This window comes from Sphingobacterium sp. 1.A.5, assembly GCF_002734235.1.
Lineage (GTDB): Bacteria > Bacteroidota > Bacteroidia > Sphingobacteriales > Sphingobacteriaceae > Sphingobacterium > Sphingobacterium daejeonense.
Map to the genome: position 1 here is coordinate 157,685 of NZ_PEBA01000065.1, position 13,884 is coordinate 171,568.

Sequence of the window (13,884 nt, forward strand, 5' to 3'; positions counted from 1 at the left end):
ATTTTTGCGGTCGATTAAGGAATACTATGAATTTTACGCTTCAAGCACAAGATAAATTTTCAAAAGCAAGAGCCGGGGAGATTGAAACCGCTCATGGGAAGATCCAAACTCCAATTTTCATGCCTGTAGGAACTGCAGGTACTGTGAAAGCGGTTCATCAACATGAACTTGTAAACGATATCCAAGCACAGATTATTTTAGGAAATACCTATCACTTATATTTAAGACCAGGTTTAGATGTCTTAAATAAGGCGGGTGGTTTGCATAAATTTATCAACTGGGAGAGACCGATCTTAACTGATTCTGGTGGTTATCAAGTTTATTCACTGACTGAAGTTCGTAAAATTAAGGAAGAGGGAGTAACTTTCAGGTCCCATATTGATGGTTCGAAGCATCTCTTTACGCCAGAAAATGTAATGGATACCCAAAGGATTATCGGTGCGGATATAATCATGGCATTTGATGAATGTACACCATATCCATGTGATTACCGGTATGCTAGGAAATCGATGGAGATGACACACCGTTGGTTGAAGCGCTGTTGCGATAGGTTTGACAGTACGGAGCCTTTATATGGCTATGATCAGACTTTGTTTCCAATTGTTCAGGGTTCTGTTTACAAAGATCTACGTGAGAAATCTGCGGAGACTATTGCTTCTTTTAATAGAGAAGGAAATGCGATCGGTGGTCTATCAGTTGGAGAGCCAGCAGAGGAGATGTATGCTATGACCGAAGTAGTAACCAATATCCTGCCTCATGACAAACCAAGGTATTTAATGGGTGTTGGTACTCCAGTTAATCTTTTAGAAAATATTGCTTTGGGTATTGACATGTTTGATTGTGTTATGCCAACTAGAAATGCTAGAAATGGGATGCTCTTCACTCAAAATGGTATTATCAATATCAAAAATGAGAAGTGGAAAGATGATTTCAGTCCTATTGAGGCTGAATCAGACCTTTTGGTCGATCAAATCCATTCAAAAGCTTATTTAAGGCACCTTATCAAGTCGCAAGAAATTTTGGGAGCACAAATCGCTTCATTACATAATTTACATTTTTATCTTTGGTTGATGGAACAAGCCCGGGCGAAAATCTTGGATGGTACGTTTTATGATTGGAAGAATAAAATGGTTAAAGTATTAGATCAACGTCTATAATTCTTTTAAAAGTATATGATAAAGATTATCGATAAATATATCATGAAAAAGTACTTGTCTACTTTTGTTTTCACGGTTGCTATCTTCTGTGTAGTGATTGTGATATTTGATATATCTGAGAAAATCGATGATTTCAACAAGTATGGAGCGACCATGACGCAAGTATTCTTTGAGTATTATGCACTTGGAAGTTTACCATTCTTTATCAATATGCTTACGCCGCTTTTCAATTTCATTGCGGTGATTTTTTTCACGTCCAAGATGGCGGATCAGACCGAGATTGTTCCGATTTTAAGTGGTGGTATGAGTTTCAACAGAATGCTCCGCCCTTATATGATCTGTGCAGGGTTGATATTCGCCATGACTTTGATTTCGAATGTTTATGTCATTCCATATACCAACAAGGTAAAAGTAGACTTCGAAAACGTCTATGTAAAACCGAATAAGGTAAGTACGACCTCATCATCCATCCATATGCAGGTAGATTCGAATACCTATGTCTATATGGGTTCATTTGATACTAAATCTAAAGTGGGGTATAATTTTAGTTTAGAGAAATTCGATGGTGACAAGATGGTTGAGAAGCTAATGGCTGAGCGTGTTACTTGGGATTCAGTAGCCAATAAATGGAGTTTGCATACCTATACAACAAGGGAGATAAATGGCCTGAAGGAAAATATGCTTTCTGGCGAAAAACGTGATACGACTTTGGATATGCGTCCTATGGATTTTGAGTCTTATGAGAATGTTTTCACGACTATGGATCAGGATGAGCTCAATGAAAGGATCAGCAAGGAAGAAGTTCGGGGTACAGGGATGATGAATGAGTTGTTGCTGGAGAAGTATAAAAGGATTATTAATCCATTTTCAGCTTTTATCTTAACCTTGATTGGGGTTTCCCTTTCCTCCAAAAAGGTTCGGGGAGGTATCGGTTTGAGTCTTGGTATTGGTATCGGACTGAGCTGTATATATATCGTACTTGAGAGATTTTCAAGCATGTTCTCCATAAAGGGAGGATTGGATCCATTGATATCGGTTTTGATTCCCAACGTCATCTTTTTGCTGTTGAGTTTCTACTTGTTGAAAAAGGCTCCTAAATAAGTAACACAAACCATGTCAAAACTAACCGTTAACCGCAATATTTTGATATTGCACCTAACTGTATTAATCTGGGGATTTACAGGAGTCTTGGGCGAATTAATTTCTATTCCTGCACTTCATTTGGTGTGGTATCGAGTATTGATCGCTGCGGTATCTTTAATTCTATTCTATCTTTTCAAAAGGAAAACTTTACTAGTTCCTAAAGGTCAGCTTTTTCAATATTTAGGAGTGGGAATGATCGTTGGGCTTCACTGGGTATTGTTTTTTCACGCAATTAAGGTGTCTACGGTTTCTGTAACGCTGGTTACCTTGTCATCCGTCACTTTATTCACAGCGATATTAGAACCTATCATTAACCGAAAACGAATTTCTATTGCTGATGTTATTGTAGGTCTTGTTATAATATTTGGTATTTACCTAATTTTCAAATTCGAGTTTAAATATTTCTGGGGAATAGTATTTGGACTTTCTTGTGCATTCTGTGCGAGCATATTTTCGATTCTAAATGCAAGAATGGTCAAAAAAGACAGTCCTACGACCATCACATTGTATGAAATGATTGGTGCATGGATTGGGGTTTCAGCTGTTATGCTGGTTAATGGAGATTTTAATAGCCATATGGTATTGAATCAATCCGACTTATTATACCTTTTATTATTAGGAGTAGTTTGTACTGCCATTGCATATGTTTTAGGTGTTGCGGTCATGCGGGAGCTATCAGCATTTACTGTTGCACTAACTACTAATATGGAGCCTGTATATGGGATTATACTAGCTTTATTGATCTTTGGGCACAAGGAAACTATGAGTACAGGATTCTATTTTGGTGCTGTCATTGTCTTGACCGCAGTGTTTATTTATCCCTATCTGAAGACGAAAATCAAGATTTAATTTCACATTAATTATTAGTTTATTTTCAAGTTACAAATGGTTGCTTATGCAAACGTTTGTGTAATTTACGCAAACGGTTTCGTTCGTTAAATTATTGTTAATCATTTGGATAAAGATTTATCTTCCAAAATCTAGATTGTGATATGTGATACTAACATATTGCTTTTTTTTATTTAATGATTAATTATGATTAAGAGATTTTCAAGTCCATTTTTCATCCTCAAGAAGCGTCATTTTTTGGCTGGTAGCTTGGTTATTAGCTTATGCTTGAACAGTGGTTTTACGGTTGCTTCCGATTTTGCATCTGAAACCATTGGAGTGACGGCGCAACAGGAAGAAGTTAAGGGAAAAGTGAGTTCAGGAGGAGCCGCGTTAGCAGGAGCTACCGTTACGGTAAAGGAAGATCCATCACGTGCAACATCTACAAATGAGTCTGGTGATTTTGCCATTAATGCAAAAGTTGGGGAGACCTTAGTTTTTACGGCAATTGGTCATGATCCAAAGGAGATTGAAGTAGCAGGTCCTACCATGAATGTGGAATTATTTTCCAATTTGGAGAACATTGATGAGGTTGTTGTGACGGGATATTCTACCCAGAAAAAGGGAGAAATCAGTGCTTCGATTGTTTCTTTGGATCAAAAGCAATTAAAGGACGTTAAGTCACCAAATGTTTCAAATTTACTTCAAGGTAAGGTTTCGGGAGTTGATGTTGTTGGTACGGGTAGACCGGGACAACAGGCCAACGTGCGGATTAGAGGTAGAAGTTCACTTTCATCCGGCACAAATCCCCTTTGGGTTGTTGACGGAGTCATCATGCACGGAGTTCCAAACATTAACCCGAATGATATCGAGAATATTTCTGTATTGAAAGATGCAGCAGCAACGACTCAATATGGATCCAGAGGTACTAATGGTGTCATTGTAGTTACAACCAAACGTGCCTTAAGGGAAGGAGAGGGTGTTTTCTCCGTCAATCTATCTTCAGGAGTGAGCAAATTCAATCAAGGGAATTTCAAATTGATGGATTCACAACAACTGTGGGATTTCTATCAGACTTTCCCTAATCAAAAAGACATCGACCCGAATGTAACTGACGAGGTTCTAGGGACGAACTATGATTGGATGGAAAATGGTATAAAAGCAGGTGCGGTAAACGATTTTGCGGCAAGTTATATGGGCAAAACCGAAAAGACTTCTGTTTATGCAAGTGCTAATTATTATGGGGAGAAAGGATCTATAAAGGGTTATGATTATGAAAGACTAACTGGTCGTTTCAATGTAGATCATAAATTAACGGATAGGATTACTTTCAAGCCCAAATTGAATGCTTCCTATACCACTTATTTGAACAAAGAGCATTCACTTTACGATATGATGTTGAATTTGCCTTGGGATAATCCATTCAATGCAGATGGGTCAGTGAAGAATCCTCAAGATGAAAGTGCAGATTTTGTTTGGTTTGGTCGTGATCATAGAAACTATTTGTATGATCGACAGTATAACTATGGCAAAGGCCAAACATTTGACATGCAAGGTAACTTTGATTTCTCTTATCGGATTTCAGATCGTTTCACGTTTGAATCGATGAATAACCTAACTTATTACAACCAAACTACGATGAATTATGCGGATCCAAAATCAAATGCTGGACGAAATGAAAAGGGAACAATAAATCAATTTTCTGACAAAAGAATCACAAGATTCTTTAACCAGATGTTGAAGTATGATGAGACTTTTGGGAATCACAAGGTTTCCGGTTTTGCGGCATATGAATATTCCGATTATACGTATTCAAGTTTAAACGCAACCGGAAAGGGTATTGCTCCAGGGTCAGAGATTTTGGGTAATGCAGCCAGTGTTTTAAATTTTGGAGGTACAAAAAATGATTATTCCTTTCAATCAGGAATCTTGCAGGGTACCTATGCTTATGACAACCGATATAATTTAATGGCTTCATTCCGTGTGGATGGTTCTTCTCGGTTTGGTAAGAACAATCAATATGGTGCTTTTTATTCTGTGAGTGGTGCGTGGAATATTCATAATGAGGAATTTTTCAATGTTCCGGCAATTAATCTATTCAGATTAAAAGCTTCTTATGGTGGTGTTGGGAATGTTCCGACCTATTATTATGCTTCTTATGGAACTTATGGCTTAAACGCACAGTATAATGGAGATCCAGCTGCGATTCAGCAAAATTTCCAAAATGCAAATGTAAGTTGGGAGAAATCCTACGATGCCAATGTTGGGCTTGAATTAGGATTCTTAAATAGAATTAACCTATCAGTAGATTTATATCATAAAAACACCAGTGGGTTATTGTACTATGTTGAATTTCCTTCTACAGCAGGTTGGGACGGATATTGGTTGAATATTGGAGGTTTAAGAAACAAAGGGGTCGAAGTTGCACTGAATGGTTCCGTATTTGGCCCTGAAAGTCCATTTCAATGGGATCTAGGTTTTAATGTTGCTCATAATAACAATCGTATAACTTCTTTAAACGAAGATCAAGATATTCCAAAGGGGAATCAACGTTTTTCTGTAGGTCATGATGTTGAATCATGGTACATGCGTAAATGGGCTGGAGTAAATCCAGAGAATGGGGATCCACAATGGGAAGCAATAGACCCTGAGACCGGAGAGGTAACTTTGACCTCCAATTACAATGATGCTGCTTTACAGTTTGTTGGAGCAGCTACGCCAAAATTCCAAGGGGGGTTCAATTCCGCGATGTCCTATAAAGGATTTAATTTAAATGCAAGTTTTGCCTATCAAAATGGAGGTATGACTTATAATACTGCTAGGGAATGGTTTGATTCAGACGGGGCTTATGCTTCGTATAATCAATTGATTTTCATGGATGGATGGTCAAGATGGTCTCCAGAAAATCCGAATGCAACACATCCTAGAGCAGAGTATAACAATACCAGTCTTTCAAATAAAGTATCATCTAGGTATTTGGAAAGTACTAATTTCTTGCGTTTGAGAAATGTGACTTTAGGATATACGTTTTCTGAGAATTTAGTGAACCGATTGAAGCTGAAAGGATTGAATGTTTATGTTTCAGGGGACAATCTATGGACTTCGACGAAGTTTTCAGGTCTAGATCCTGAGGCAGCGATTTTGGGGAATGATAACTCTGCAGACAAAGCAGGTGGTGGAGATGCTACCTCACAATACCCTGCGCCAAAGCGTTTGATATTTGGACTAAACCTAACATTTTAAGGAGATTAAGCGATGAAGAAAATATTATTATCATTTGGAATTGTTGGGGTATTGATGTCCTCATGTTCATTGGATAAGGAACCATACGACTCATTGACGAATGAGTCAGTGGATAAAACTGAAGGAGCAATAGAAGCCCTTCACTTAGGAAATTACCACACCTTAAAAGGATGGGTAGAGAATTGGCACAGGGTAACAGAATATCCTGGAGACAACGTGTCTTTAAGCGGAACAACTTCGGACAACCTTTTCTACAATTATAATTATAAAAGGGTTGTAAATAATAGCCGTGTTAATAGTTATTGGGAAAATTCATATAGAGTTATTGCCGGCACAAACTTATTGCTTCAAAAATTAAAAGAAGGAGAAAGTGATGCAAGTGACCAAATGATCGCTGAGAACTTATACTTGCGAAGTATGATGTACTTTTATTTGGCAAATGTATTTGGAAAGCCTTATACTCAAGATCCAGCTTCATTGGCCGTGCCGATTAAATTAAGCGATGATCCATTTGAGATTCTTCCACGTAATACGGTTAAAGAAGTTTATGATCAGGTAGAGGCTGATTTATTAAAAGCAGAAAGCTTGTTCAAAGAATATAAAAGCAATGTCTATGGGAATGTTTATGCAGCACAAGCATTGTTGGCAAGACTTTATCTGTACAAAGGCGACAATCAAAAGGCTCTTCAGTATGCCAACAAAGTTATAGAATCTGGAAAGTTTTCGCTTTTGGCTGGTTCAGAATACAACAAATTATCAGTTGCCATTCCAGAGGATAACAAAGAGAGCATTTTCGCAATCAAATTTGTTAAAGACATTGACTATAAAGACGATGGTTGGTATACCATCGGGTCTATGTATGCGAATTTCCAAGGTTCTGGTTGGGGTGAAATGTATGCTTCAAGGCCATATTTGGAAGAGGTGCGTAAGTATCCTTCTGATGTTCGCTATAAGATGATTCTTCCTGTAGTTGAAAATGCTAATGAATTGCATGCGTACTATGTTACTGATGATTATAAGTACGCAAGTGTTATTGTGACGCAGTCGGGCAGTGATTACAGCTATACAGAAGGAGGTACAAGCAAAACTCTGATCAAAGAATCAAACGGTGCTGGCGCGTTCCAATATTACATCAATATTGCCGGGAAGAAAAGATCTGTCCTGATCGACAGGAAATTGGCTAATAGAAATGGTTATCTTAAATATTATGTGATTAAATGTTCTGGACAAGAAGGTCAAGCACATTTATGGTCTCCAGTTATTTCTCGACTAGCAGAAATTTACTTGATACGCGCAGAAGCACATGCCAAAACTGGGAATGTAACTGAGGCGTTGAAGGATGTGAATGTTATCCGGCAAAGAGCAGGTATTCCATCAGCAGGGCTTTGGACTGCTGCAAATTTAGGTGGAAAGACGGCTTTAGATGTAGTCATGCAAGAGCGACAATTGGAGTTAGCCTGGGAAGGTCACAGAAAATTTGATGTTTTCAGGAATGCTAAAGTAATGGATAGAAAGTATCCTGGTACTCATACTGCTGGCAGCAGCCCAATTTTGAGTATTGATCCAAAAAGCAATCAAGCGATTGAGTTTATTCCAGAGCAACAAATCGTACTGTCAAATGGAATTTTGAAGCAAAATCCATAATCTAAAATAAGTTTTACATAAAGGCGGGGATTTTACTCCGCCTTTTTTTGAATTTATTAATTGGACTAATTTTGTCTTTATAATAAAAGATGTGCATAAAATGGATATTTTGGTGTTTAATCCTTTAGATAGCAAATTTATCCCTTAAATCTATATTTATTATCTGGAGCGAACAGTTGGGAGATGCAATTATAATCTCTGGTTATTGAGCTTTCTTTATTTTACAAAAAATATCCTTTTTTTGGTTCTTTTGGTGATTGTTTGCGAAAATCAGTTAAAAATTCCTCATCGAATTATTTAAGTTTTAGGAATAATTTTTCTATCTTTCAGAATTATTAGAAGAAAGTCAAAAGTCTTTGTGGAGATTATAATTTAAGTCTGACTTCTTTAAGGATTCTAGACTTATATATTAAATAAAATTTCTAACTGTTAATTTTCAAAACTATTTTTAGGTCATCCTTATTAAGGATGGCCTATTTTTATTTTTCAGAACTCCTTGTCAATTTGCGATTTCTCACGCAAGATGTGCTATAATTCCGTAACTTTGTACCTTTACATGATACCTGAAAACGTTGCCGTGAGGTAACGATTAAATAGAAATATGGCAAATATCGTAGCAATTGTTGGAAGACCCAATGTTGGTAAATCCACTTTATATAACCGTTTGACTGAAAGTAGGAAAGCTATTGTTGATGACTTTAGCGGTGTTACTCGTGATAGACATTATGGTCAAGCAGAATGGATTGGCAAGAAGTTCACCGTTATTGATACGGGTGGATTTGTTCACGGTTCAGATGATGTGTTTGAAGCAGCAATCCGTGATCAAGTATTGATTGCTATTGAAGAGGCTTCTGCCATCTTATTTGTTGTCGATGTGACAACCGGCATAACTGATTTGGATGATGAAATTGCGGATCTCTTGAGACGCAGTAAAAAACCTGTTTATGTTGTCTCAAATAAAGTAGACAGTGCAAAGCAGACTCATGATTCAGCAGAATTCTATGCTTTAGGTCTAGGCGAGGTTTTTAATATTTCCTCGATGACAGGCTCAGGCACTGGAGAATTATTGGATGCAGTGGTTGAGAATTTTGAAAATGAAGAGGAAGAAGAATCTGAATTGCCAAAATTCACGATCGTTGGTCGGCCTAATGTTGGCAAGTCATCCTTGACCAATGCATTGTTGGGTAAGGAAAGAAATATTGTTACTCCAATAGCAGGAACTACACGTGATTCAATTCGGATTCACTATAATCAGTTTGGTCATGAGTTTCTGTTGGTAGATACTGCTGGATTACGTAGAAAGTCTAAAGTCAATGAGGACATTGAGTTTTATTCTGTAATGCGTACGATAAAAGCATTGGAGGATTCCGATGTTGTGATCTTGATGATTGATGCAAAAGATGGCATCGAAGCTCAGGACATTAATATTTTCCATTTAGCTGAAAAGAATAAAAAAGGCATTTTAATCTTGGTTAACAAGTGGGATACGGTAGAGAAAGACCATAAAACGGCTAAAGAGTTTGAACAAAATATTAAGAACAAGATAGCACCATTTACGGATGTTCCTATTATTTTCACTTCTGTTACTGAAAAGCAACGTATTTTCAAGGCTATTGAAACGGCGATGGAGGTTTATGAGAATAAAACCAAAAAAATACCGACTTCAAAATTGAATGATGTGATGTTGGACATCATTGAAAAATATCCGCCTCCAGCAACTAAAGGAAAATTCATTAAGATCAAATATGTGACTCAATTACCAGGAAGGTCACCTATGTTTGCATTTTTCTGTAATCTACCACAATATATCAAGGATCCTTATAAACGATTCATTGAAAACAAACTTCGTGAGCACTTTGATTTCTCAGGAGTTCCAATTCAAATATTCTTTAGACAAAAATAATTAGTTTCAATTTTCGCATGGAGCATAATTTAGTATTATATAATACCCTTACGCGTAAGAAAGAGAAGTTTGTGCCTATACATCCGAATATGGTTGGGATGTATGTATGTGGGCCTACTGTTTACAGTGATGTTCACTTGGGGAACTGTAGAACTTTTGTTTCCTTCGATTTGATTTTCAGATATCTGGTTCATTTAGGATATAAGGTTCGTTATGTTCGCAATATTACTGATGCCGGCCATTTGGAGGGTGATAATGATGAGGGTGATGATAAATTTGCGAAAAAGGCGAAGTTGGAGCAATTGGAACCCATGGAAATCGTTCAGAAGTATACGATTGGTTTCCATGACGTTTTGCGGATGTTTAATACAATTCCTCCAAGTATTGAACCAACGGCTACAGGCCATATTTCTGAGCAGATTGAAATGGTTCAACAGATTATCGACAACGGATTTGCCTATGAGGTGAATGGTACAGTTTATTTTGACGTAGAGAAATATGTTAAGGAATATAACTATACTATTTTGACGAATAGGAACCTTGAGGATATGTTGAACAACACGCGTGAGCTTGGTGGTCAGGATGAGAAAAGGGGTCGATTGGACTTTGCTTTATGGATCAAGGCAAAGCCAGAGCATATCATGAGATGGCCATCGCCTTGGGGTGTTGGTTTTCCGGGTTGGCATATTGAGTGTTCAGCGATGAGCAGGAAGTACTTAGGAGATCAGTTTGATATCCATGGTGGCGGTATGGACCTTGCAGCTACACACCACACCAATGAAATTGCTCAATCTGAAGCTTGTAATCATACAAGCCCTGCAAAGTATTGGATGCATACGAATATGTTGACTGTCAATGGCGCTAGGATGTCGAAGTCTGCCGGCAATGGTTTTCTACCAGGTGAATTGTTCACTGGGAACCATAAGCTGTTAAATCGCGGTTATTCACCAATGGCTGTTCGATTCTTTATGTTGCAGGCGCATTATAGAAGCACCTTGGATTTTTCAAATGAAGCATTAGAGGCAGCGGACAAAGGTTATAAACGATTAATGGCTGCTATTGGCCTTTTAGATAAAATTGTTACAACTCCAAAATCCAATTTTGGAAATTTAGAAGAAATCAAAAAACGCAGTTACGCAGCAATGGACGATGATTTCAATAGTCCGGTATTAATTGCTGAGTTATTTGAGGTTGTGAGGATCATCAATTCTATTTATGATGGTAAGCAAACTATTACTGAAGGTGATTTAAATGAGCTTAAAGATTATTTGAGTGCCTTTGTATATGATATCTTAGGTCTTAAAGATGATCAAGTTGGAGATACCGACAATATGGATGATTTAATGCAAATCATCATTAATTTGCGTAATGAAGCGAAGAAAAACAAAGATTTCGTGACGTCGGATCGTATCCGTGAACATCTTACTGCTGTTGGTATTCAACTGAAAGACAGCAAGGATGGAACACTTTGGAATAAGATTTGATTAGTAAGGTAAAATTTACAAAAATGATTTATAAAAAAGGCTTAACTCTATTGGCCGCCACGCTGATTTCGTTATCGAGTTTTGCCCAACTTCCTGAGAAGGTAGGGGGGCTTCTTTCGGTTGATAGGACAGCTGCAAACCTTTCTAAAAATGAAAGTCCACTTGCTGGGCTCAAGTATATTATTGACAAGGAGACTACTTTCCTTGTTCCATCACCCGTAAATGCATCAAATTATTTAGCAAATAGACCTAACCTTCCTGATAGGCTTTCATGGAATCCTAATTTTGCATTGGTTTCCAGGAGTTTGAATTGGGGAGTGACATCTGGTCCGATCGAGTTCCAGAAGATGGGTTCTATCAAGCGTTATGGTCAGTACCTTACCATTTGGAAGAGAGATCGTAAAGGAAATTGGAGAGCCCACCTTCGTGCCGAGGTAGAGAATTATGGCAAGAAGAAAGCTAGTCCATTAGAATATTACGAACCTGATGACAAAAACTATCTGAAACATCGTTCTGTAAAGCGTTTAGAGCAACGTGAAGAAGTGGTGTTGCAGACAGATGAGCTTTTCTCTACCATTCTAAAGGCAGATACCAAGACTGGGTATACTGAGTTTATGGCAGATGATGCGAGGTTCTATTTTCCTTGGCAGAATGAAATTGAAGGGCGTGACAATATTTTGGCTTTCTTAAAGAAAGAAAGAATTGAAATCGATACGGATCCCAATGATGTGGGGCGTTCGTACAGTGGAGAATTTGCCTATACTTCAGGAACTGCGACTGTAGGTACAAAAGACAAAGTTGTTAAGTTTAATTATATCAGAATTTGGCAATTGACAGATGAGTTCCAATGGAAAGTAATTCTGGAAATGATGTTTGAGAGATAAGATAGAATCTAACATATAAAAAGAGAGCCGATCAATTTGATCGGCTCTCTTTTTATGTTGATATAATTTCTTTATTTATTCTTCATCTTTAGTAGAAGCAATATTATTTGTTTCTGGGGTCATCCACATTTGCAGTTCATCACAAGTAGCAAACTCACTGTTTATATGAACGAATGTATTCTTAGTCTTTTTCTCAAACCATTCGCTTAAGCTTCTTCTAGTTTTATCTTCTTGAGCGGCTTCCTGAATTTTAGCAAAATCTTGTTCTAGACTAGCTTTATGCGGAGGGATACGCGTTTTAAGATAGGTGAATTTGTATCCAGATTTACCACTTCTAGGGTCTTGGAATTGATAAGGTTTTGAAACTCCACCTTCTTTCAAGGTGTCAATTGCCATAAATACTTCTTTCTCCAAAAGGTCTACAGGAATTAAAGTTGATCTTGAAGCAGATTGTGGGTTTATTACCATTCCACCATTGAACTTAGTTTCTTTGTTGTCTGAGTACATGGTCGCTGCGCTACTGAAGGACATTTTTTTGTCATTCACTTTATCATAAATGGAATCTATTTTTCCTTTGATGCGGTCTAAGCTTGCCTGTGTAGGCTTTGTTGTTACAAGTATATGTCTTGCATTCACTTCTTCGCCTCTACGTTCTAAAACTTGAAGGAAGTGGAATCCGTATTCTGTTTCGAATACTGGGGAGATTTCACCTGCTTTTAAACGGAAAGCCATTGCCGAGAATTCTTTTACATAATTCTCACGAGGTGCGAATCCTAATTCTCCACCTTGATTTGCTGACCCTGGATCTTCAGAATAAAAACGAGCTACAGTACCAAAGTCAGTACCGTTCAGTACTTGTTGGCGGTATCCTTCAGCTTTTGTTCTGAAGACGCTTTTTTCTTCTTTTGTCAATTCAGGGAAAATAACGATTTCACCAATTTCAACCTCTGTATTGAATGCAGGAAGACTGTCTTGGTCTAGTCCTTCAAAATATTTTTTAACCTCTTGAGGAGTAACTGTTATTTTACTAATAATAGTATTTTGGAATTTCTCCGCTCTCATTTGTTCAGATAATACAGGTCTCATTTCTTCCTTGTATTGTAACAATGACCGTTTTAGGAATCCTTCCAATCTTTCTTTACCACCCGCGCGGCGGGTCATTTCGCGCATACGAGCATTCAATTGATCATCAACCTCAGCTTCTGAAACCTCAATAGAGTCTATTGCTGCTTGTTGAGATAGCAATTTGGTCATGATAAGTTGTTGCAAGGCCGTACATTTAAAGTCGTCGCTTGGTGTACCACCATTTGCTAGATACTGCGAATACTGCATATCAACGTCGGATTGCAGGATAATTCCTGATCCTACTGTCGCAACTACGCGGTCAATTAATTTTTCTTGAGATTTAGCTTGGAATGTACAAGCTAATAATATTAATAGAAGTAAACTTGAAAAGTTTTTCATGCTGTCTGTCGTCACTCTTAATCTTAAGTCCGAAGGCAAAATTATTAAATATTATGCCTTTTTTCTACTTTTATAATGTAATAATTGAATTAATACTTAGCCTAAACTAAGATATTCGGGCTAAAATACTTAAA

At 37.5% G+C, this 13,884-nt stretch carries 9 protein-coding genes; 8 read left to right on the top strand and 1 reads right to left on the bottom strand.

Annotated features, from left to right (window positions below):
• Positions 1 to 26: 26 nt before the first annotated feature.
• The 8 genes from tgt to CRT24_RS19595 all read left to right on the top strand — a co-directional run bounded on the left by tgt (position 27) and on the right by CRT24_RS19595 (position 12,286).
• Complete coding sequence (tgt, locus tag CRT24_RS19560; protein ID WP_099372772.1) at positions 27 to 1,157, top strand: tRNA guanosine(34) transglycosylase Tgt; 1,131 nt, start codon at positions 27 to 29, stop codon at positions 1,155 to 1,157.
• Positions 1,158 to 1,175: 18 nt separating this feature from the next.
• Entirely contained in the window at positions 1,176 to 2,258 is a 1,083-nt protein-coding gene (locus CRT24_RS19565; RefSeq protein ID WP_099372814.1) for an LptF/LptG family permease, read from the top strand.
• Positions 2,259 to 2,270: 12 nt separating this feature from the next.
• Positions 2,271 to 3,149, top strand: coding sequence for a DMT family transporter (locus tag CRT24_RS19570; RefSeq protein WP_099372773.1), 879 nt, complete (start codon positions 2,271 to 2,273; stop codon positions 3,147 to 3,149).
• A 186-nt stretch (positions 3,150 to 3,335) separates the two neighbouring features.
• Positions 3,336 to 6,371, top strand: a complete 3,036-nt coding sequence (locus tag CRT24_RS19575; protein ID WP_099372774.1) for a SusC/RagA family TonB-linked outer membrane protein — start codon at positions 3,336 to 3,338, stop codon at positions 6,369 to 6,371.
• 12 nt (positions 6,372 to 6,383) lie between these two features.
• Entirely contained in the window at positions 6,384 to 8,015 is a 1,632-nt protein-coding gene (locus CRT24_RS19580) for a RagB/SusD family nutrient uptake outer membrane protein (protein ID WP_099372775.1), read from the top strand.
• 601 nt (positions 8,016 to 8,616) lie between these two features.
• Complete coding sequence (gene der, locus CRT24_RS19585; RefSeq protein WP_099372776.1) at positions 8,617 to 9,918, top strand: ribosome biogenesis GTPase Der; 1,302 nt, start codon at positions 8,617 to 8,619, stop codon at positions 9,916 to 9,918.
• A gap of 17 nt (positions 9,919 to 9,935) precedes the next feature.
• Positions 9,936 to 11,402 (top strand): cysteine--tRNA ligase, encoded by a 1,467-nt coding sequence (cysS, locus tag CRT24_RS19590; protein WP_099372777.1) that lies wholly within the window; start codon positions 9,936 to 9,938, stop codon positions 11,400 to 11,402.
• A gap of 23 nt (positions 11,403 to 11,425) precedes the next feature.
• Positions 11,426 to 12,286, top strand: coding sequence for a DUF4440 domain-containing protein (locus tag CRT24_RS19595; RefSeq protein WP_099372778.1), 861 nt, complete (start codon positions 11,426 to 11,428; stop codon positions 12,284 to 12,286).
• Between the two features lie 75 nt (positions 12,287 to 12,361).
• Here CRT24_RS19595 and CRT24_RS19600 read toward each other — a convergent pair whose 3' ends face one another.
• Positions 12,362 to 13,750, bottom strand: a complete 1,389-nt coding sequence (locus CRT24_RS19600) for a peptidylprolyl isomerase (RefSeq protein ID WP_099372779.1) — start codon at positions 13,748 to 13,750, stop codon at positions 12,362 to 12,364.
• Positions 13,751 to 13,884 lie beyond the last annotated feature (134 nt).

Bases quoted from the DNA above. Each gene is read 5' to 3' on its own strand.
- CRT24_RS19570 (WP_099372773.1), top strand. From the start codon at position 2,271: ATGTCAAAACTAACCGTTAACCGCAATATTTTGATATTGCACCTAACT.
- cysS (WP_099372777.1), top strand. From the start codon at position 9,936: ATGGAGCATAATTTAGTATTATATAATACCCTTACGCGTAAGAAAGAG.
- CRT24_RS19575 (WP_099372774.1), top strand. From the start codon at position 3,336: ATGATTAAGAGATTTTCAAGTCCATTTTTCATCCTCAAGAAGCGTCAT.
- CRT24_RS19580 (WP_099372775.1), top strand. From the start codon at position 6,384: ATGAAGAAAATATTATTATCATTTGGAATTGTTGGGGTATTGATGTCC.
- der (WP_099372776.1), top strand. From the start codon at position 8,617: ATGGCAAATATCGTAGCAATTGTTGGAAGACCCAATGTTGGTAAATCC.
- CRT24_RS19600 (WP_099372779.1), bottom strand. From the start codon at position 13,750: ATGAAAAACTTTTCAAGTTTACTTCTATTAATATTATTAGCTTGTACA.
- CRT24_RS19595 (WP_099372778.1), top strand. From the start codon at position 11,426: ATGATTTATAAAAAAGGCTTAACTCTATTGGCCGCCACGCTGATTTCG.
- tgt (WP_099372772.1), top strand. From the start codon at position 27: ATGAATTTTACGCTTCAAGCACAAGATAAATTTTCAAAAGCAAGAGCC.